Source organism: Klebsiella sp. CN_Kp106, from assembly GCF_040064575.1.
GTDB classification, from domain to species: domain Bacteria; phylum Pseudomonadota; class Gammaproteobacteria; order Enterobacterales; family Enterobacteriaceae; genus Klebsiella; species Klebsiella michiganensis.
In genome coordinates this window covers 19450-39771 of record NZ_JBEAIG010000060.1, presented here as the reverse complement: position 1 = coordinate 39771, position 20322 = coordinate 19450, and the positions used below count along the sequence as shown (strand labels likewise).

Here is a 20322-nt window from a genome sequence, read left to right as displayed (position 1 = left end):
GCGTCATAATCAACCGTCACGGTCGCTGTGGCAAAGAATAAAAAGGATTAAGGAAATAAGATGAAAAAACGCGTACTCATGATTGCGGCTGTCGTTAGCGGCGCACTGGCCATTTCTGGCTGTACCACCAATCCCTATACCGGGGAGCGCGAAGCGGGTAAATCCGGGATCGGCGCGGGCATTGGTTCGTTAGTCGGCGCAGGCGTTGGGGCGCTCTCCTCTTCCAAACATGACCGCGGCAAAGGCGCGCTGATCGGCGCAGCGGCCGGCGCGGCGCTGGGCGGCGGCATCGGTTACTATATGGACGTGCAGGAAGCGAAGCTGCGCGAGAAAATGCAGGGAACCGGCGTAAGCGTGACGCGAAACGGCGACAATATCGTGCTGAACATGCCGAACAATGTGACCTTCGACAGCAGCAGCGCCAACCTGAAACCCGCGGGCGCCAATACCCTCACCGGCGTGGCGATGGTGCTGAAAGAGTATGAGAAAACCGCCGTTAACGTAGTGGGTTATACCGACAGCACCGGCAGCCAGGATCTGAACATGCGCCTCTCTCAGCAGCGCGCGGAGAGCGTCGCCAGCGCGCTTATTACCCAGGGCGTGGCGGCTAATCGCATCCGCACAACCGGTATGGGCCCGGCGAACCCGATCGCCAGCAACAGCACGGCGGAAGGCAAAGCGCAGAACCGCCGCGTTGAAATTACCCTCAGCCCGCTGCAGTAATGCCCTCTTTGCCCGGCGACTCGCCGGGCAAAATGCTTGATATAGCGAATTTTCGCGCTAAGGTGTGTGCAGATTTCAGCAAAGGAAGCCACCATGGCGAAAGCGGCGCGAGCAACCATTAGCGATGTGGCGAAAGCCGCAAAGACCGGTAAAACCAGCATTTCACGCTATCTGAACGGCGAGAAGCATCTGCTTTCCGACGATCTGCTGGGGCGCATTGAAAAAGCCATTGCCGAGCTCGACTATCGTCCCAGCCTGATGGCCCGCGGCCTGAAGCATGGCCGCACCCGGCTGATCGGCCTGATCATCGCCGATATCACCAACCCCTACTCCGTCAACGTGCTCAGCGGCATTGAAGCCGCCTGTCGCGAAAAAGGATTTACCCTGCTGGTATGTAATACCAACAATGAGCTGGACCAGGAGCTGCACTATCTCGACCTGCTGCGCAGCTATCAGGTGGAGGGGATCGTGGTCAACGCGGTCGGGATGCGCGAGGACGGCCTCAACCGCCTGCAGCAGTCGGCGCTGCCGATGGTGCTTATCGACCGCAAAATTCCGGAATTCGCCTGCGATGTCGTCGGCCTCGATAATACCCAGGCCGCCACCACCGCCACCGAACACCTGGTAGAAAAAGGCTTCGAAGCCCTGCTGTTCCTTAGCGAACCCCTCGGCTCGGTCAATACCCGCCGCGAGCGCCTGAGCGCGTTTCGCCAGACCCTCCTGCGCCATACCGGTATTGTCGCGGAAAACGCCGAAGTACCGTTGAACGATGGCGCGATGCTGGATAACGTCCTGCGTCACTTCCACTCCCACCATCGCGGCATGCGCAAGGCGGTGATTTCCGCCAACGGCGCGCTGACCCTGCAAGTGGCACGCTCCCTTAAACGCGTTGGCCTGATTTGGGGCAGCGATATCGGCCTGCTGGGCTTCGATGAACTGGAGTGGGCCGAGCTGGCGGGCGTGGGGATCACCACGCTCAAACAGCCGACCTGGCAGATTGGCTTCGCCGCCGTCGAGCAGGTGGTGCGTCGGATTGAAGGCAGCAACGACCCGGTCTGCGAACGGGTGTTTTCCGGCGAGCTGATCGTCAGAGGCTCCACCTCCCGCTAACGATCCTTCGTGATGGCGATCATAAATTAGACATCCTGGCCTTTGCTTTGGAACCGATACCATCTAGCGTAATAAACAACGCATCAGATTATCGTCGGGAGTATTGGGATGGCCAGAAAGATTATTGTCGTTACCGCCGCGTACGGGAATGACCATGTTAAAGCGCTGGGCGGGCAGTCCGCCGTCCTGCCATTTATCGCCGGCTCCGGCGCCGACGGCGTAGAGATCCGCCGGGAACTGTTCAGCGCGGATGAGCTGAACCACCTGCCGGAACTGGCCGCCGATATTGAGCGCCGCGGCCTGCTGGTTTGCTATTCCGCACCGGAAGCCCTGTTTACCGCTGACGGCTCGCTCAACCCGCGCCTCGCCGACTTTTTGCAGGAAGCGCAAACCCTTAACGCGCTGTGGCTGAAGCTCTCGCTGGGCCGCTTTACCCACCAAAACGATCTGGACACCCTGCGCGATATCCTGCGCGAGAGCGGCATGGCGCTGGTGGTGGAAAACGATCAAACCGACTGCGGCCAGCTGGCGCCGATGCAGCGCTTCAAGGCCGCCTGTCGGGTTAACCAGCTGCCGATCACCCTCACCTTTGATATGGGCAACTGGCTGTGGGTTGGCGACTCGCCGGAAGAGGCCGCGCGCCACCTGGCGCCTGCCGTCAGCTATATTCATGTAAAGGCGGCTGAGCCGCACCATTCGCAGTTTCGCGCCGTACCGCCGGATGAAGCGTCCGGGCGCTGGCTGGCGCTGCTCGACAATCTGCCCGCAGACGCCCCGCGCGGGATCGAATTTCCGCTGACTGGCCATGACCTGACGGCCGTGACCCGCCGCTACGTCAACCTGTTACGCGAGGATTAAGTTATGCAAAAAGCGTTAGATGTCATCACGATAGGCGAAGCCATGGCGATGTTTGTCGCCACCGAAACCGGCGAACTGGCTGAAGTAGAACATTTTATGAAGCGCGTGGCGGGCGCGGAACTGAACGTCGCGACCGGGCTGGCCCGCCTCGGCTTAAGCGTCGGCTGGGTAAGCCGCGTCGGCGCGGACAGCTTTGGCCGCTTCGTCCTCACCGCGCTGGCGAAAGAGGGGATCGACGCCCGCGGCGTGAGCACCGATGGCCGCTACGCTACCGGCTTTCAGCTGAAATCTAAAGTCGAAAATGGAACCGATCCCATCGTGGAATATTTTCGCAAAGGCTCTGCCGCCAGCCATCTGTCGCCGGATGATTTTAACGAATCATACTTCGCCAGCGCCCGTCACCTGCACTTAAGCGGCGTGGCCGCCGCGCTGTCGGAAAGCTCATACGCCCTGCTGGACCGCGCGGCGCGCACCATGAAAGCGCAGGGAAAAACGATTTCGTTCGACCCCAACCTGCGGCCCACGCTGTGGAAAAGCGAAGCCGAGATGGTCGAGAAGCTTAACCGCCTTGCGTTTCAGGCCGACTGGGTTCTGCCGGGGTTGAAAGAAGGCATGATTCTGACCGGCCAGCAAACGCCGGAAGCCATTGCGGACTTTTATCTCAGCCACGGCGTTCGCGCGGTCATCATAAAAACCGGCTCCGACGGCGCCTGGTATAAAACCGCCGATGGCGAACAGGGGGCCGTTGCGGCGATAAAAGTGGATAACGTCGTCGATACCGTTGGCGCCGGCGATGGCTTTGCCGTCGGGGTGATTAGCGCCCTGCTAGAAGGAAAACCGCTGCCGCAGGCGGTGAAACGCGGAAACAAAATCGGCTCACTGGCCATTCAGGTCCAGGGCGATAGCGAAGGCTTACCCACGCGTGAGGCGCTGGGCGAGTAAGCAGATTCAGCACAACGTCAGGCCGTTCTGTACCCTACATGCAGCGCGGCGTAACGGATCTTTTCTATGATGAGCGTCACCTCACTCACAGAGGCAAACCTATGAATAGTTCGACGAATGCAACAAAACGCTGGTGGTACATCATGCCTATCGTGTTTATCACGTATAGCCTGGCATATCTTGACCGCGCTAACTTCAGCTTCGCTTCGGCGGCCGGTATTACTGAAGATCTGGGGATCACCAAAGGTATCTCCTCCCTGCTGGGGGCGCTGTTCTTCCTCGGCTACTTCTTCTTTCAGATCCCCGGCGCGATTTACGCCGAACGCCGCAGCGTACGCAAACTCATTTTTATCTGCCTGATCCTGTGGGGCGCCTGCGCCTCGCTGACCGGGATGGTGCACAATATTCCCGCGCTGGCGGCGATTCGCTTTATTCTCGGCGTCGTCGAGGCCGCGGTCATGCCGGCGATGCTGATTTACATCAGCAACTGGTTTACTAAATCTGAACGCTCTCGCGCCAATACCTTCCTGATCCTCGGCAACCCGGTGACGGTGCTGTGGATGTCGGTGGTGTCCGGTTACCTGATTCAGGCCTTCGGCTGGCGGGAAATGTTTATTATCGAAGGCGTTCCGGCGGTGATTTGGGCCTTCTGCTGGTGGGTGCTGGTAAAAGACAAACCTTCGCAGGTCAACTGGCTGGCGGAAAGCGAAAAAGCCGCGTTGCAGGAGCAGCTGGAGCGTGAACAGCAGGGAATCAAACCGGTGCGCAACTACGGCGAAGCCTTCCGCTCGCGCAACGTTGTCCTGCTGTGCATGCAGTATTTCGCCTGGAGCATCGGGGTTTACGGTTTCGTTCTGTGGCTGCCGTCAATTATCCGCAGCGGCGGCGAGAATATGGGCATGGTCGAGGTCGGCTGGCTCTCATCCGTCCCCTATCTGGCGGCGACCATCGCGATGATCGTGGTCTCCTGGGCCTCCGATAAAATGCAGAACCGCAAGCTGTTTGTCTGGCCGCTGCTGCTGATTGCCGCCTTCGCCTTTATTGGTTCCTGGGCCGTTGGCGCCAACCATTTCTGGGTCTCTTATACCCTGCTGGTGATTGCCGGCGCGGCGATGTACGCCCCCTACGGACCGTTCTTCGCCATCATTCCTGAGATGCTGCCGCGCAACGTCGCCGGAGGCGCCATGGCCCTGATTAACAGCATGGGCGCGCTGGGTTCGTTCTTCGGCTCATGGTTTGTCGGTTACCTGAACGGCACCACCGGCAGCCCCGCAGCCTCGTACATTTTCATGGGAGTGGCGCTTTTCGTCTCGGTATGGCTTACTTTGATTGTTAAGCCTGCTAATAATCAAAAACTTCCGCTCGGCGCACGTCACGCCTGAAACCTTAACGCAACGGAGAACCGCATGAAGCCGTCAGTCATTCTCTACAAAACGCTTCCCGACGACCTGCAACAGCGTCTGGAACAACACTTTACCGTCACCCAGGTGAAAAACCTGCGTCCGGAGACCGTTTCACAGCACGCCGACGCGTTCGCTGAAGCGGTAGGTCTGCTGGGTTCCAGCGAAAAAGTCGATACCGCGTTACTGGAGAAAATGCCCAAGCTTCGTGCGACCTCGACCATCTCCGTCGGCTATGACAACTTCGACGTCGATGCGCTGAATGCGCGTAAAGTGCTGCTGATGCACACCCCGACGGTACTGACCGAGACCGTCGCCGATACCGTGATGGCGCTGGTATTGAGCACCGCGCGTCGGGTGGTTGAGGTGGCTAACCGCGTGAAGGCCGGCGAGTGGACCAAAAGCATCGGTCCGGACTGGTTTGGCAACGATGTGCACCATAAAACCCTCGGTATCGTCGGTATGGGGCGTATCGGGATGGCGCTTGCCCAGCGCGCCCACGCGGGCTTTGGTATGCCGATCCTCTACAACGCCCGCCGCCAGCACCCTCAGGCAGAAGAGCGCTTCAACGCCCGCTACTGCGATCTCGATACCCTGCTGGAGGAAGCGGATTTTGTCTGTCTGATCCTGCCGCTGACCGACGAGACTCATCATCTGTTCGGCAAAGCGCAGTTTGCCAAAATGAAGCCCTCGGCCATCTTTATTAACGCCGGGCGCGGCCCGGTGGTGGATGAGAAAGCGCTGATTGCCGCACTGCAGGAAGGTGAAATTCATGCCGCCGGCCTCGACGTTTTCGAACAAGAGCCGCTGGCGAAAGACTCCCCGCTGCTGAATATGCCAAACGTGGTCGCCGTGCCGCATATTGGCTCGGCCACGCATGAAACCCGCTATAACATGGCGGCCTGCGCGGTGGATAATCTGATTGATGCCCTGAACGGCAACGTTGAGAAGAACTGCGTGAATCCGCAGGTGAAGTGAGAAGTGAAAAAAGAAAACCCGGGCTAAGGTGAAGCCTTGCCCGGGCTGTCAGAGCCGTTAACGCGTCGCGTTAACTGCCGCGGTCCACGCCTGATTAAAGGCCTGGTGCTGAGCGGCCAGCGGCCCAATCAGCGTATTGTACTGACTGGCCTGCTGCGAAGTCGGGAACTGAATACCGTTCGCCACAAAGCTGACCTGGGTTTCTTGCTGAGCGATAAAATCACCCACCTGCACCAGCTGTTGGGTAAATACCTGCGCTGCCGGAATTAACGGCTGTAGCGCATTCGCCGGCGCCGTCACGACTTTGTTATAGACCTGGTCGAAGACCGGCTTGAGATCGTCGCCCTGTTTCAGCGCGCCGTGGGCGGCATCCGCCTGTATTTTTGCGTTCTCCAGCTGCTGGCTCAGTACGCCCAAAGCGCCGTTTGCCTGACGCAGCGGTTCGCGCTGGGTAACATAATCCTGCGGTACGCGGATCGCGTTCACGCTATCAACCACCGGACGCAAACCCGCATCCATCGCCTGGCTTACCTGCTGTGAATAGCCGTAAATCACCGCGTAATCGGAAACGAAAGGCCCGAACTGTTTTTTCTGATCGGCGGTCAGCGTCGGCAGACGTTCGCCGCTACGCATTGCCGTATTTTGCAGGAAGTCGATAAACGCTTTGCGCTGATCGCCTTCTTTATCAAAACACCCACTCAGGCTAACCACCATTAACAGGGCCGCAATAGCCGCAAACCAGCGAGAGCAGGACTTTCCTGTCGCCATTTTTTTACTCCTTTCAGCCAAAAAAAGCGCAAACAGACACACACGTGCCAGACGCTGACAAGGATAGTCCAGGTCGGCCTTGCAGGATACCTTTTCCTGACAATCTTCCTCCCTGAAAGCCGGTTTTTTAGCGTTTTAGCGGCCAGTCGCGTCGGCTGTTAAGTTCATCACAATTACCGCTATCATCCAGTATTCGGCTGAAACGCTTAACAAATTGATTTTGTTATTATTAATCTATTCTCTCTTCTGCACGGGTCGCAAAGTGGACGATAATCGCACGCTTCCCTTTTCGCCTGCATTGCCTGAACCGCCGTTCGATGATTTTATTAAATGAGCGATTAACGGCTTTTTGTTCGATAATCGCACAAACAACATCAACGACCGCGAGGGAGATAACAATAATCTATCTCTGTCCCCCGCTCTGCCTGCCAGGAATGCCGCATGAAGAAAACAACCATCGATATTCAGGCTTTTATCAATGAACATCCCTTCACGAAATACCAGTGGATGATTCTGGCCTTATGTTTTATCACCGTCGCGATGGACGGATTCGATACCGCGATAATCGGCTTTATCGCCTCTGACCTGGTGCAGGAATGGGGCGTCGAAAAATCGGCGTTAGGCCCGGTCATGAGCGCCGCCTTAGTCGGGCTCGCGGTCGGTGCGCTGACCGCCGGACCGCTCGCCGACCGCGTTGGGCGGAAAAAAGTTCTGATTATGTCCATCGTGGTTTTCGGTGGCTTCAGCCTGCTGACCGCCTTTGCTACCAGCCTTAACCAGCTGACGTTGCTGCGTTTTCTTACCGGCCTTGGCCTGGGCGCCGCCATGCCGAACGCCGCGACGCTGATGAGCGAATACGCCCCAGAGCGGCGTAGGGCTCTGATGGTTAACCTGATGTTCGTCGGCTTTCCGATGGGCTCCTCGCTGGGCGGCTTCCTCTCCGCCTGGATGATCCCCCATTACGGCTGGCAAAGCGTGCTGGTGCTTGGCGGCGTGATGCCGCTGCTGCTGGCGGTAGTGCTGATCTTTCTTCTGCCGGAATCCGCGCGCTATATGGTGGTCAAACGCCAGCCTGCCCAGCGTATCGCCGCGATCCTGCGCCGCATCGCGCCTGTTCCCGAGCAGGCGGAATTTGAACTACGCGAAGCGGGCCAGGTAAAGGAGAAATCGTCCATCGGCGTGATTTTCTCACCGCGCTACGCCGTCGGCACCGTCATGCTGTGCCTGACCTACTTTATGGGCCTGCTGATCTTCTATTTGCTGACCAGCTGGCTGCCGCTGCTCATCCGCGAAACCGGCGCGACGATGAGCCAGGCCTCTATTATCACCGCGCTGTTCCCGCTGGGTGGCGGGATTGGCGTGCTTATCCTCGGCGCGCTGATGGATAAGCTCAACCCAAACAAAGTGGTGGCCGTGGGCTGGCTGCTGACCGGCGTGTTCGTTTGTCTGGTTGGTTTCTCGACCCATAACCTGCTGCTGATGGGGATAATGGTATTTATCGCCGGCAGCATTATGAACGGCGCGCAATCATCAATGCCTGCGCTGGCCGCCGGTTTCTATCCCACCCAGGGACGCGCGACCGGCGTGGCCTGGATGTTAGGGATTGGTCGATTTGGCGGCATTCTCGGCGCCTTTAGCGGTGCGTTCCTGATGCAGGCCCAGCTCTCTTTCGAAACAATTTTCTCCTTGCTGGCAATCCCGGCCTTCCTGTCGGCCACCGCGCTGCTGGTCAAATATAAGCTTGGCCAACGGCAACCTCCGGCGGCCCAGGGTGAAGTGGAGAAGCTCCAAAAGGCGTAACTCACCGGCCAGCGGGCGCGCGCTGGCCTTTTCCGCTTTTCTTCTTATCTGTTTACAATAATTTGCTTATCGGCTCTCTCTATTACTTTTCAGCATGTTATATCGCCCGACGCGGCGCGAAAGAACCTCGGGTGATAAATAATTACCAGGGTAAGCATTCCTGGCCTTTTTTTCCGACTATTCTTAAGAGGCTCTACATAATTCACCCTCCGCCGTATGAAAGAGAGGAGTTCTCAATGGAATATAAAGATCCTGCATTTGAACTGCTGAGCAACCTTGAACAAATTATTTTTAAAGATCAGGCTCAGGCGGCCTCGCTGACGCGTAAGCCCGCCGCATGCATTGAATTTGACCAGCTACGCAAAGGTACCGGGCTGAAAATAGATGATTTTGCCAACGCCATGGGCGTCAGCGTAGCAATGGTACAAGAGTGGGAATCGAGACGCGTAAGGCCTTCTCCCACAGAGCTTAAGCTGATGCGCCTGATCCAGGCGAATCCGCAGCTTTCAAGACAGCTTATTGATTCATAATTTTAGCGTTTATGGGTTTCGGCTAGCGGTCCTGCCAAAGGACCGTTTTCATGCCAACGAAAAAAAAGTTTGCTATCACAACGTGAACATGCGTTAATGCTCGCAGGTTTGAAGTAAAGACCACAGAGCATTCGAATAGAGCAGTCCTTCAAAGGTTATCCGTTGATACCCCGGTAGTGAACTTTCCCTTTATCGCTTTAAATCTGTAGTCCAGACCGTAACGCCGCAAGGCTCATTTATTTTTTTAAAGGTAATTCACTATGTCCGGTAAAATGACTGGTATCGTAAAATGGTTCAACGCTGACAAAGGCTTTGGCTTCATCACTCCTGACGATGGTTCTAAAGACGTGTTCGTACACTTCTCTGCTATCCAGAACGAAGGCTACAAATCTCTGGACGAAGGTCAGAAAGTTTCCTTCACCATCGAAAGCGGCGCTAAAGGCCCGGCAGCTGGCAACGTAACCAGCCTGTAAGCTTAAAAAGCTCAAAATTATTAAGTCCCTGCCAAACGGCGGGGATTTTTTTATTTGCGCCTTAAGTCACCGCCATCCATCGATGGCGGTTTTTTGCATTTATAGCCTCTCAACGCTCCAGCCCTCTTCCCGCCATGCCAGGCAATGGGTCAGCTTCAGCGCCCGTAAAAAAGCTTCATCATGCGACACCACCAGCATCGCGCCGGGAAACTGTGCCAGCGCTTTTTCAATCGCCAGAGTGGACGCCAGGTCCAGATGGTTAGTGGGCTCATCCAACAGCAGCAGCTGCGTAGCCTCCCGTCGCCAGAGCACGCAGGCCAGCGCCGCTTTTAATCTTTCGCCTCCGCTCAGAACCGATAGCGGTAGATGGACTTTGTCCGCCCCCAGCTGTAGCTGCGCCAGCTGGCTGCGCAGCACACCTTCTTCTAAGGGCGTATCACCGAGATTCAGGTGCGCCATGATGGACAATGACAGGTCCAGCTGGCTCAGATGCTGATCCAGATACGCCGCGTTAACCGATAAGCGGCAGCTTCCTGAGAGCGGCGGCTGCAGGCCCAGCAGCGTTTTAAGCAACGTTGTTTTACCGCAGCCGTTAGGGCCGCGCAGCGCCACGCGCATCGGCCCATCTATACGCCAGTCCAGCGCTGCCATCGGTGAATGGGTCAGCCGCAACGCGTCCAGCTCCAGCACCTGCTTTCCCGCAGCGACCTGGCTACCGGGCAGAGTAAACATCACCGGGTTGTCTTCCTCTACCCGCTCACGCGCCTGCTCTATCGCATCGTTGAGGATGCTGCTTTGTTCACGATGCTGGCGCTTAAGGGTGCCGGGACGCTCTTTTGCCGCCCCTTTCCAGGCAACACGCTCAAATGAAGCGATATTGAGCGTGTCGATAGTGCGCAACGTCTGCGCCGAGCGGCGCCGGCAGGCATCGTGCTCTTTTTGCATCCGCGCCCGGGTTCGTCGCCGTTCAGTAACCGCATGCTCCAGCGCGGCGCGAGCCGCCTGCTGCTCCAGCTCACGCTGCTGCTGATAATCCACATAATTGCCGCCGTAGCTGCGCAAAGCCGCGGATGCCAGCTCGAGGATACGCGGCATTTGGGTCAGTAGCTCCCGATCGTGGCTGGCGATCAACGCCCCTCCGCGCCATTGCTCAAGCTGCTGATATAGCCACGCGCGGCCTTGTCGGTCGAGATGGTTGGTGGGTTCGTCAAGCAGGAGGAAATCCGCGTCGGACAGGAACGCTCCGCACAGCTGCGCCTTCACTCTTTCCCCGCCGCTCAGCGAAGAGGCGAGCCGTCCGGGGGAAAATTCTCCTAAGCCAGCGGCCTGGAATCCTGCATTCAGGCGCTCCGGGAGATCCCAAAAGCCATCAAGACGTTCAAGATCGTCGGCTCGCCCTTCGCCCCGTTCAAGACGAGCCAGAGCAGAAAAAACGAATTCGACGCCAAACCATTCCGCCAGCGTCGTATCAGGAAACATGACATGCTGCTGAGCAACGTAGCTCACCGAAGCCACACGTTCGATATGGCCGCTCGACGGCGAGTCCAGGCCCGCCAGCAAACGCAATAATCGGGTTTTACCGACGCCATTGCGCCCGACAAGCCCGCAGAGGGTGCCTTCCAGCGATAAATTCAGCGGACCAAAAAGCGTATCTCCCGTCGCTAACTGACAGGTGACCTGATGCAAAAGAAAAGAGGGGGACCGGGCACAATGAGCCATAAGCACTCCTGAATGAAATCAATACCTCCCCTGCTCGCAAATAGCGCGAAGCAAGGCGTGAAATTCATCAGTCGTGTTTGTTCATTTGGCGCGTGCTCTCCGGTGAGACGAGGGATTCGTCGGGCCATAGGATAGCCATACCCCGGTATACATTTCAAGCCTGTTTTTTCGACAGGCCGTGAATCCGGAAAAAAAGCCTCCTGCTTTCAGGAGGCGAAATAATGATTTCATGAAAAAAACAGGGTGCTATAAGAATGCTTAACGCCGTAAGAATGGCGGAGATCGCTCTCCGCCACCGTCTCTTACGTTTTAATCCCACAGGCTAAGAACGCCACCAGCTCAATATTCCCCTGCCTGAGCTGTAATTCACACAGCGAATCACGCACCATCCAGGTAAATAATAAAATAGTGAAGCAAATCACTATTAAGCTAAACAACAGATACTTTTGCGGCATTCCTCGCCTCCCGTGTTGATTTTCAACAGGTAAGAGGCTACTCTTATGGTGTTCATGCATAGGGGAGCCTCACTTTGATTTATCATCAGGTGGGGCTTTTCTCTGTTTGTCTCCCGCTGAACGCCTGAGACAAACAGTCTCAAGCACCCGTCAGCATTCTACCGTAAATATCTGACCAGACTACGTTGGCATATTCCTAAAATAATTCCCGGCAATCAATGAAAATAGCGAAAATATCAATCAGCGAATTATTAATGGTTCACTTACTTATATTTTTAGTATAAAAAAACCTGCCCGCAGGCAGGTTTTTTATTATTACCCATTCACTTACTGCAGCAGGGAAATATCCGCTACCTGCAGGAACAGATCGCGCAGCTTGGACAGCAGCGTCAGTCGGTTTACGCGCACATCCTGGTCTTCTGCGTTCACCATCACGTTCTCGAAGAACTCATCCACCGGCTCGCGCAGGGACGCCAGCTCAATCAGCGCATCCTGGTAACGCCCTTCGGCGAAGTACGGCTGCAGCTTATCGCGCAGCACGACTAAATTGCCTGCCAGCTTGATTTCAGCCGCTTCTTTCAGTACGGAGGCGTGAACGATATCGTTCAGCGTCACGTCTGATTTCGCCAGAATGTTGGATACACGCTTGTTCGCCGCCGCCAGGGCGGAGGACTCTTCGAGGGTACGGAAGTGGGAAACCGCCTTCATACGCGCATCGAAGTCTGCCGGACGGGTTGGACGACGCGCCAGTACCGCCTGAATCGTGTCGACGGTATAGCCTTCATCCTGATACCAGGCGCGGAAGCGTCCCAGCATGAAGTCGATAACATCGTCGACCACGTTGCCATTCGTCAGCTTGTCGCCGTACAGACGCACCGCTTCTTCAGTCAGCGTTTGCAGATCCAGATTCAGGTTCTTCTCAACGATGATACGCAGCACGCCCAGTGCGGCACGACGCAGCGCAAACGGGTCTTTATCGCCTTTCGGGTGCTGGCCGATACCGAAGATACCCGCCAGGGTGTCCATCTTATCGGCAATCGCCACGGCGCAGGCCACCGGGTTAGACGGCAGGTCATCGCCGGCAAAGCGCGGCTGATACTGCTCGTTCAGGGCAACGGCAACGTCTTCCGCTTCGCCATCATGGCGCGCGTAGTGCATCCCCATCACGCCCTGCGTGTCGGTGAACTCGAAGACCATGTTGGTCATCAGATCGCACTTGGAGAGCAGGCCCGCGCGGGTAGCATGATTGACGTCCGCGCCAATCTGCTCAGCGATCCAGCCGGCCAGCGCCTGAATACGATCGGTCTTATCGCGCAGCGTACCCAGCTGCTGCTGGAACAGCACGGTTTGCAGACGCGGAAGGTTATCTTCCAGACGTTTTTTACGGTCGGTATTGAAGAAGAACTCAGCGTCCGCCAGACGCGGACGCACCACTTTTTCGTTACCGGAAATAATCTGGGTCGGATCTTTCGATTCGATGTTGGCGACGAAGATAAAATTCGGCAGCAGCTTGCCCGCGTTGTCGTAAACCGGGAAGTACTTCTGGTCCCCTTTCATGGTGTAAACCAGCGCTTCGGCAGGCACCGCAAGGAATTTTTCTTCGAACTTCGCGGTGAGGACCACCGGCCATTCAACCAGTGAAGTCACCTCTTCCAGCAGGCTTTCGCTCAGATCGGCGTTGCCGCCAATTTTACGCGCCGCTTCTTCCGCATCGGCTTTAATTTTGGCTTTACGCTGTTCGTAATCGGCGATGACTTTACCGCGCTCCAGCAGGATCTGCGGATACTGATCGGCATTGTCGATAGTGAACTCCGCCTCACCCATAAAGCGGTGGCCGCGAATAACGCGATCGGACTGCACGCCCAGAATGGTGGCCGGGATCACTTTGTCGCCCAGCAGCAGGGTCACGGTATGAACCGGACGCACGAAGTGGACGTCGGACGCGCCCCAGCGCATCAGTTTCGGGATCGGCAGCTTCGCCAGCGAGGTCGCGATCATGTTCGGCAGCAGCGCTTCGGTGCTCTCGCCTTTCACGTGGGCACGATACAGCAGCCATTCGCCTTTATCGGTCGTCAGACGTTCAGCCTGATCGACGGTGATACCGCAGCCGCGCGCCCAGCCTTCGGCCGCTTTGCTCGGGTGGCCGCTGGCGTCAAACGCCTGGGCAATCGCCGGGCCGCGTTTTTCAACTTCACGGTCTGCCTGCGCAGCCGCCAGATTCGCCACTTTCAGCGCCAGACGGCGCGGTGCGGCAAACCATTCAACTTTACCGTGCGCGAGGCCAGCGTTATCCAGCTCTGCGGTCACGTTCGCAGCAAAGGATTCAGCCAGGCTGCGCAGTGCTTTTGGTGGCAGCTCTTCAGTGCCGATTTCCACCAGGAAAGTTTTCTCAGACATGGCCGCCTCTTATTTATTCTTGTTGCACATCGGGAAGCCCAGGGCTTCACGGGAAGCATAGTAAGCTTCAGCCACTGCTTTGGTCAGGGTGCGAATGCGCAGGATATAGCGCTGACGCTCGGTGACGGAGATGGCTTTACGCGCGTCCAGCAGGTTAAAGCTATGGGCGGCTTTCAGAATGCGCTCGTAGGCAGGCAGCGGCAGCGGGTTTTCCAGCGCCAGCAGCTGCTGGGCTTCTTTCTCATACTGCTCGAAGCAGGAGAACAGGAAGTCCACATCGGCATATTCGAAGTTATAGGTGGATTGCTCCACTTCGTTCTGATGGAACACGTCGCCGTAGGTCGTTTTACCCAGCGGGCCATCGCTCCAGACCAGATCGTAAACGCTGTCGACACCCTGGATATACATCGCCAGACGTTCCAGACCGTAGGTGATCTCGCCGGTGACCGGCTTACACTCCAGACCGCCAACCTGCTGGAAGTAGGTGAACTGCGTGACTTCCATACCGTTCAGCCACACTTCCCAACCCAGCCCCCAGGCGCCCAGCGTCGGGTTTTCCCAGTTGTCTTCGACGAAGCGAATGTCGTGGATGGTCGGATCCATACCCAGCTCTTTCAGAGACCCAAGGTACAGCTCCTGGATATTATCCGGAGAGGGTTTTATCACCACCTGGAACTGATAGTAGTGCTGTAAACGGTTCGGGTTTTCACCGTAGCGACCATCGGTCGGACGGCGGGAAGGCTGCACGTAGGCGGTCGCCATCGGCTCGGGACCCAATGCGCGTAAGCAGGTCATCGGGTGAGAGGTGCCTGCGCCGACTTCCATGTCCAGTGGTTGAACAATGGTGCAGCCCTGGCGAGCCCAGTAATCCTGTAAGGTCAGGATCAGGCCCTGGAAGGTCCTGGTATCAAACTTTTGCATATGATTTCGTGCTAGATACGTGTGGATTTAAAGGAAGGAGCCAGTATACCCGCTGGCTGCGAGATATACAGTATGAAACGGGATTGTTTAGGGAAAATTGCGGAAATAAGCGCCACCGTGGGCGCGTTTAGCGCATGGAAAGATGCAAAAACTGTCCGTCCGGGTCAAAAGAACAGATAAAACGTTCATTCCGCGCAGTCTTGCCCGAAAGCTCGTAGCTCCCCTGAAACTGCTCGAAATGGCTGATGTCAACCTGGCGCACGCCTGTACTATAACGAACGGCGGCATTATCCTTGCAAAGCTGCGCCATATTGAGGGTAGCCTGCGGCGTTATCCGTGCTTTCTGCGCCTTCTGCACTGGCGGAGACGGCGTCGCGCTACAGCCCGCCAGCAGGCACAGCAGTAGTCCAGAAAACACATATTTCATCACCATTTTTTCTCGACCGCCTTGTTAGTAAATTGTTATCGTGCAGGTTACGTTAAATAATCGGCACATTGTGCGAATTGGGCCACACCTCGACAAGTCTATGCCGAAAAACTCGGATTATTCCACTGCGATACCAGCGTATAAGGGCGGTCAGACCCTTTCTGAGAAGGAGAAACAGAGGTACTGATGCAGGAAAAAATTCACTGGATTACCCATTTGCGCGGCATTGCCTGCATGATGGTGGTCATGATTCATAGTACCACCTGGTATATCACGCATCCGCACACCATCAGCCTGCTGGAGTGGGATCTCGCCAATATCCTCAACTCGGCATCTCGCGTCAGCGTCCCCCTGTTTTTCATGATTTCAGGCTATCTGTTTTTCGGCGAGCGCAGCGCCCAGCCCCGCCATTTTCGGCGTATCGCACTATGCATTCTCTTTTATAGTGCGCTGTCGCTGCTCTATATCACCTTGTTTACCCACATCAACGTTGAACTGTCGCTGAGAAATTTGCTGCAGAAACCGGTGTTCTACCATCTGTGGTTCTTCTTCGCTATCGTGGTCATTTACCTGCTTTCTCCGCTGGTGCAGGTTAAGCAGGTGAGCGGCAGGATGCTGCTGGCGCTGATGCTGGTGCTGGGTATTCTGGCAAACCCCAATATGGTCCCGGTGAAAGCCGCAGGCGTTGAATGGCTGCCGCTCAATCTCTATATCAACGGCGATACGTTCTACTACGTGATGTACGGCGTATTAGGGCGGGCAATCGGCACGCTGGATACCGATAAAAAATGGCTGACTGCGCTCTGCGCTGGGCTATTCATCACGGGAGTATGGGTAATATCACGCGGCACGCTGCACGAACTGCGCTGGCGCGGCGATTTTGGTGATACCTGGTATTTATACTGCGGCCCCGCGGTTTTTGTCTGCGCGCTCGCCCTGCTGACGCTGGTAAAAAATACGCTCAATACGCGTCAGTTGCCGTTTATTGCGCTTATTGCGCGCCATTCGTTAGGCATTTACGGATTTCATGCGCTGATTATTCACGCGCTGCGCGCCAGCGGACTGGAGCTGACCCGCTGGCCAATGTTGGATATTGCCTGGATATTCAGCGCTGCGCTGCTGGGTAGCCTGGCGCTATCAATGTTGGTACAGCGCATTGACAGCCGCCGGCTGGTGAGCTGAAAAACGGCGCCTGCGGTTCAACGCCGGCGCCGTCGTTTACTCAGCGGGCTCTTCCGTGACTGCGCCGACCTCTCTTCGCTGTCCGCTGACAGCTTATTCCACTGAGTTATTGCGAGCTTTATCCGTGACTTTAGCGGGATAAGGCGTTGCCGACGCACCGTACATACAGACAAACCACGCCATCACGTAAATACTTTTTTCACGCCACGGAGCCGGGACAAAGCAGGCGCCGACCAGCAGCAATCCCGCCGACAACAGCACCACCAGCCGGCACAGCGAGATAAAATCGCCGTCTCGCTGTGCTTCCTGCGCCGTTCGCTGATGCGTGAGCACAGCAAACATCCCCATGACCAGAACGCCCAGAAAATAGCCTTTACCGCTAAATAATGGGCAGGTTCGCCAGATTCCCACCAGATAAACCAGTGCGCCAATAGACATCAACAGCCTTGCAATAAGATTGTTTTTCATGGTGCCTCCCTGGCATAAGACAGGCCCCATTGTGGACTGGCAGGATGCGTTTATCCGTACTTTTCGTCCCTGAAACGACAAATTCGGAATATATAAATACACTCGATAACTACATGAATTTAAAAACATTCAAGAGATGAATTCGCCCCATCGACAGGGGCGAAAGAATCAGGACATCAGCGGTAAAAGCTGCTGATAAATCTGGCGGAAGGTTTCCCGGCGAGGGGCGTAACGAGCAAAGCGCTCGGCATCAGGACGATGAGCCTGTTCCAGCGGGAGCTGAGGAAGTAGATCGGAAAACGCGATATTTTGATGCAACGCCAGCTGGGCCAGCCGCGCCGCGCCAAGCGCCGGGCCGACGTCACCGCCGGTGCGGAAATCCAGCTGCTGGCCGCTAATATCCGCCAGCATTTGCCGCCAGTAGGCGCTGCGCGCGCCGCCGCCGATAAGCGTGACGCTCTCGGGCTTCACGCCGCAGGCGTGAACCACATCCATACCGTCCGCCAGCGCATAACCGACGCCCTCCAGCACCGCCCGCGCCAGTTCCGCCGGACCATGTTGATGAGTCAGGCCGAAAAAGACGCCTTTGGCCTGCGGATTATTGTGCGGCGTACGTTCACCGGAGAGGTAGGGCAGGAACCAGACCGGATCGGCATCGTCATTCGCCGCTTCCGCCGCCGCAATCAGCGCCGGAACCGTGCCGAGGCCGGTTAATGTCGCCGCCCAATCGAGGCAGGAAGCCGCGCTCAGCATGACCGACATCAGATGCCAGCGCCCGGGCAGCGCGTGGCAAAAACTGTGTACGGCGCTTTCCGGCTTGCTCAGAAAGCCGTCGCTGACGGCAAAGTAGACGCCGGAGGTCCCCAGCGACAGCATCGCCTGGCCCGCATCCGCCATGCCAACACCCACCGCCCCCGCCGCGTTGTCGCCGCCGCCGGCTACCACCAGCGCTTCCGGCATATTCCACGACTGCGCGACGGCCGGGCGCAGCGAACCCGTCACTTCACATCCTTCGAACAGCGCCGGCATGTTATCGCGGCTCAGACCGCAGGCGGCGAGCATCTCATCGCTCCAGTCGCGGCGCGCCACGTCCATCCACATCGTTCCGGCGGCATCGGACATATCGCTGGCAAACTCACCGGTCATGCGCAAACGTAAATAATCTTTTGGCAGCAGGACTTTATCGACCTGTTTGAAGATCTCAGGCTCGTGACGTTGTACCCACAGCAGCTTCGGCGCGGTAAATCCCGGCATCATCAGGTTGCCGGTTATCTGCCGCGAACGGCTGACGTTCTCTTCCAGCAGCGCGCACTCTTCACCGCAGCGGCCATCATTCCATAAAATTGCCGGGCGCAGGACGCGCTGTTGCTTATCCAGCAGCGTCGCGCCGTGCATCTGGCCCGCAATACCTAACGCTTTGACTTCGCGCAGCGAGTGCTGCGCGCCCAGCGCTTTCATCGCGCGGTCCGTCGCCAGCCACCAGTGCTCAGGATCTTGTTCAGACCATAAAGGGTGCGGACGCGACACGTTGAGCTTTTCGGTATGCGAAGCCACGACCTCGCCCTGCTCGTTGAGCAGAATAGCCTTGACGCCCGAGGTGCCCAGATCAATCCCGATATACATACAGCCTCTCCTTACTGACGCGCCACGGCTAAGCGTGGCGCGAATAAAGCATCGGTTATCGCCAATGCCCGGGCTCGCCGGGCATCATCGCCCTCATTAGCGATCAAAGAGGTAACGGTTAACCACGTTTTCCAGCAGTTCCTGATGGCCGCTCTGGTGCTCCGGCGCCAGGTTATGCTGAGTGGCATACTGGGCAATGTCCGCCAGGTTCATCTGGCCTTTCAGGATCTGCTGACCCAGCTCGCCGTTCCAGCCGGCATAGCGCCTGGCGACGCGTTTATCCAGCTCGCCGTCTTCAATCATACGAGCAGCGACTTTTAACGCCAGCGCCATGGTGTCCATCGCGCCAATGTGGCCGTAGAACAGGTCGTATTTGTCGGTGCTCTGACGACGCACTTTAGCATCAAAGTTCAGGCCGCCGGTGGTGAAGCCGCCCGCTTTCAGGATTTCGTACATCACCAGCGCATTCTCTTCAACGCTGTTCGGGAACTGGTCGGTATCCCAGCCCAGCTGCGGGTCGCCGCGGTTAGCATCAACGGAGCCAAACAGACCCAGAGCAATGGCGGTCGCAATTTCGTGGTGGAAAGTGTGGCCGGCCAGCGTCGCGTGGTTCGCTTCGATGTTCAGTTTGATCTCTTTTTCCAGGCCGAACTGTTTCAGGAAGCCATAGACGGTAGACGCGTCGTAATCGTACTGATGCTTGGTTGGCTCCTGCGGTTTAGGTTCAATCAGCAGCGTGCCCTGGAAGCCGATTTTATGTTTATGCTCCACGACCAGCTGCATAAAGCGGCCAATCTGCTCGCGCTCCTGGCGCAGGTCGGTATTGAGCAGAGTTTCATAGCCTTCGCGGCCGCCCCACAGGACGTAGTTTTCCCCGCCCAGTTTGTGGGTCGCATCCATCGCGGTCACCACCTGAGTGGCCGCCCAGCTGAACACTTCCGGATCCGGGTTGGTTGCCGCACCGGCACCGTAACGCGGGTTCGTAAAGCAGTTTGCCGTACCCCACAGCAGCTTGACGCCGCTCTGCTGCTGTTTTTCCGCCAGCACATCCACCATCTGCGCGAAGTTATTGGCATACTCTTTCAACGACGCCCCTTCCGGAGAAACGTCAACGTCGTGGAAGCAGTAGTACGGTACGTTCAGTTTGTGGAAAAACTCAAACGCGACATCGGCTTTGCGTTTCGCCATTTCCAGCGCTTCGCCCGGCTGCTGCCACGGGCGGTTAAAGGAGCCCACGCCGAACATATCAGCGCCGTTCCAGCAGAAGGTGTGCCAGTAGCAGGCCGCAAAGCGCAGGTGCTCTTCCATCCGTTTGCCCAGGACCAGCTCATCCGGATTGTAATGACGGAAAGCCAGTGGGTTAGCGGATTTCGGGCCTTCATAACGAACGCGATCGAGCTGATCAAAATAGGTCTGCATAATGAACTCCATATTCAGGGATGCGGCGAGTAATAAGTCATAAGCCAATATAGAATTCTCTTTTTAGTTTCCTCAATTACGTTATTTCACACTGTGATTGAGAGAATCCACAAACGTGCGCCAGGTCGC

General features: G+C 56.8%; 19 protein-coding genes. 10 read left to right on the top strand and 9 right to left on the bottom strand.

Annotated elements, in window-relative coordinates; translation table 11 throughout:
• The first annotated feature begins 60 nt into the window (after positions 1-60).
• The 6 genes from ABLU96_RS20795 (at position 61) to ghrB (ending at position 6011) form a co-directional block, all read left to right on the top strand.
• Positions 61-723 (top strand): OmpA family lipoprotein, encoded by a 663-nt coding sequence (locus tag ABLU96_RS20795; RefSeq protein ID WP_004855336.1) that lies wholly within the window; start codon positions 61-63, stop codon positions 721-723.
• 93 nt (positions 724-816) lie between these two features.
• Entirely contained in the window at positions 817-1833 is a 1017-nt protein-coding gene (locus ABLU96_RS20790) for a LacI family DNA-binding transcriptional regulator (protein WP_004855337.1), read from the top strand.
• 108 nt (positions 1834-1941) lie between these two features.
• Entirely contained in the window at positions 1942-2691 is a 750-nt protein-coding gene (locus ABLU96_RS20785) for a sugar phosphate isomerase/epimerase (protein WP_038423829.1), read from the top strand.
• A 3-nt stretch (positions 2692-2694) separates the two neighbouring features.
• Complete coding sequence (locus tag ABLU96_RS20780; RefSeq protein WP_004855344.1) at positions 2695-3633, top strand: sugar kinase; 939 nt, start codon at positions 2695-2697, stop codon at positions 3631-3633.
• Positions 3634-3734: 101 nt separating this feature from the next.
• On the top strand, positions 3735-5015 hold the full coding sequence (locus ABLU96_RS20775; protein ID WP_004855346.1) for an MFS transporter: 1281 nt from the start codon (positions 3735-3737) through the stop codon (positions 5013-5015).
• 24 nt (positions 5016-5039) lie between these two features.
• The gene (gene ghrB / locus ABLU96_RS20770; RefSeq protein WP_009652700.1) at positions 5040-6011 is read left to right on the top strand and encodes a glyoxylate/hydroxypyruvate reductase GhrB; all 972 of its coding nucleotides are present in this window, start codon (positions 5040-5042) and stop codon (positions 6009-6011) included.
• Positions 6012-6068: 57 nt separating this feature from the next.
• On the opposite strand, the gene ABLU96_RS20765 is transcribed toward ghrB, so the two are convergent.
• Positions 6069-6779, bottom strand: a complete 711-nt coding sequence (locus ABLU96_RS20765) for a DUF3053 domain-containing protein (RefSeq protein ID WP_004126443.1) — start codon at positions 6777-6779, stop codon at positions 6069-6071.
• A gap of 441 nt (positions 6780-7220) precedes the next feature.
• On the opposite strand from ABLU96_RS20765, the gene ABLU96_RS20760 reads away from it, so the two are divergent.
• The 3 genes from ABLU96_RS20760 to cspA all read left to right on the top strand — a co-directional run bounded on the left by ABLU96_RS20760 (position 7221) and on the right by cspA (position 9582).
• Positions 7221-8579 carry an MFS transporter gene (locus tag ABLU96_RS20760; RefSeq protein ID WP_004855352.1) on the top strand — a complete coding sequence of 453 codons (1359 nt, stop codon included), beginning with the start codon at positions 7221-7223 and terminating at the stop codon, positions 8577-8579.
• Positions 8580-8815: 236 nt separating this feature from the next.
• Complete coding sequence (locus ABLU96_RS20755) at positions 8816-9109, top strand: HTH-type transcriptional regulator (RefSeq protein ID WP_004106774.1); 294 nt, start codon at positions 8816-8818, stop codon at positions 9107-9109.
• A 260-nt stretch (positions 9110-9369) separates the two neighbouring features.
• On the top strand, positions 9370-9582 hold the full coding sequence (gene cspA, locus ABLU96_RS20750) for an RNA chaperone/antiterminator CspA (protein WP_004126446.1): 213 nt from the start codon (positions 9370-9372) through the stop codon (positions 9580-9582).
• A 99-nt stretch (positions 9583-9681) separates the two neighbouring features.
• Here the strand turns inward: cspA and ABLU96_RS20745 are convergent, their stop codons facing one another.
• The 5 genes from ABLU96_RS20745 to ABLU96_RS20725 form a co-directional block, all read right to left on the bottom strand.
• Positions 9682-11301 carry an ATP-binding cassette domain-containing protein gene (locus ABLU96_RS20745; protein WP_064406165.1) on the bottom strand — a complete coding sequence of 540 codons (1620 nt, stop codon included), beginning with the start codon at positions 11299-11301 and terminating at the stop codon, positions 9682-9684.
• A 302-nt stretch (positions 11302-11603) separates the two neighbouring features.
• Positions 11604-11756: a type I toxin-antitoxin system toxin HokA gene (gene hokA / locus ABLU96_RS20740; protein ID WP_004106778.1), complete on the bottom strand. Its 153-nt coding sequence runs from the start codon at positions 11754-11756 to the stop codon at positions 11604-11606.
• Between the two features lie 327 nt (positions 11757-12083).
• The gene (glyS, locus tag ABLU96_RS20735) at positions 12084-14153 is read right to left on the bottom strand and encodes a glycine--tRNA ligase subunit beta (RefSeq protein WP_025106788.1); all 2070 of its coding nucleotides are present in this window, start codon (positions 14151-14153) and stop codon (positions 12084-12086) included.
• 9 nt (positions 14154-14162) lie between these two features.
• Complete coding sequence (gene glyQ / locus ABLU96_RS20730; protein ID WP_004126458.1) at positions 14163-15074, bottom strand: glycine--tRNA ligase subunit alpha; 912 nt, start codon at positions 15072-15074, stop codon at positions 14163-14165.
• Between the two features lie 127 nt (positions 15075-15201).
• Positions 15202-15507 carry a YsaB family lipoprotein gene (locus tag ABLU96_RS20725; RefSeq protein ID WP_014227200.1) on the bottom strand — a complete coding sequence of 102 codons (306 nt, stop codon included), beginning with the start codon at positions 15505-15507 and terminating at the stop codon, positions 15202-15204.
• A 180-nt stretch (positions 15508-15687) separates the two neighbouring features.
• On the opposite strand from ABLU96_RS20725, the gene ABLU96_RS20720 reads away from it, so the two are divergent.
• Entirely contained in the window at positions 15688-16683 is a 996-nt protein-coding gene (locus ABLU96_RS20720) for an acyltransferase (protein WP_025106787.1), read from the top strand.
• Positions 16684-16776: 93 nt separating this feature from the next.
• Here the strand turns inward: ABLU96_RS20720 and yiaB are convergent, their stop codons facing one another.
• From yiaB to xylA, 3 genes are all read right to left on the bottom strand, one after another.
• Complete coding sequence (gene yiaB, locus ABLU96_RS20715) at positions 16777-17151, bottom strand: inner membrane protein YiaB (protein ID WP_064374928.1); 375 nt, start codon at positions 17149-17151, stop codon at positions 16777-16779.
• Between the two features lie 168 nt (positions 17152-17319).
• Entirely contained in the window at positions 17320-18774 is a 1455-nt protein-coding gene (gene xylB / locus ABLU96_RS20710; RefSeq protein ID WP_014227203.1) for a xylulokinase, read from the bottom strand.
• A gap of 96 nt (positions 18775-18870) precedes the next feature.
• On the bottom strand, positions 18871-20193 hold the full coding sequence (gene xylA / locus ABLU96_RS20705; RefSeq protein WP_025106783.1) for a xylose isomerase: 1323 nt from the start codon (positions 20191-20193) through the stop codon (positions 18871-18873).
• Positions 20194-20322 lie beyond the last annotated feature (129 nt).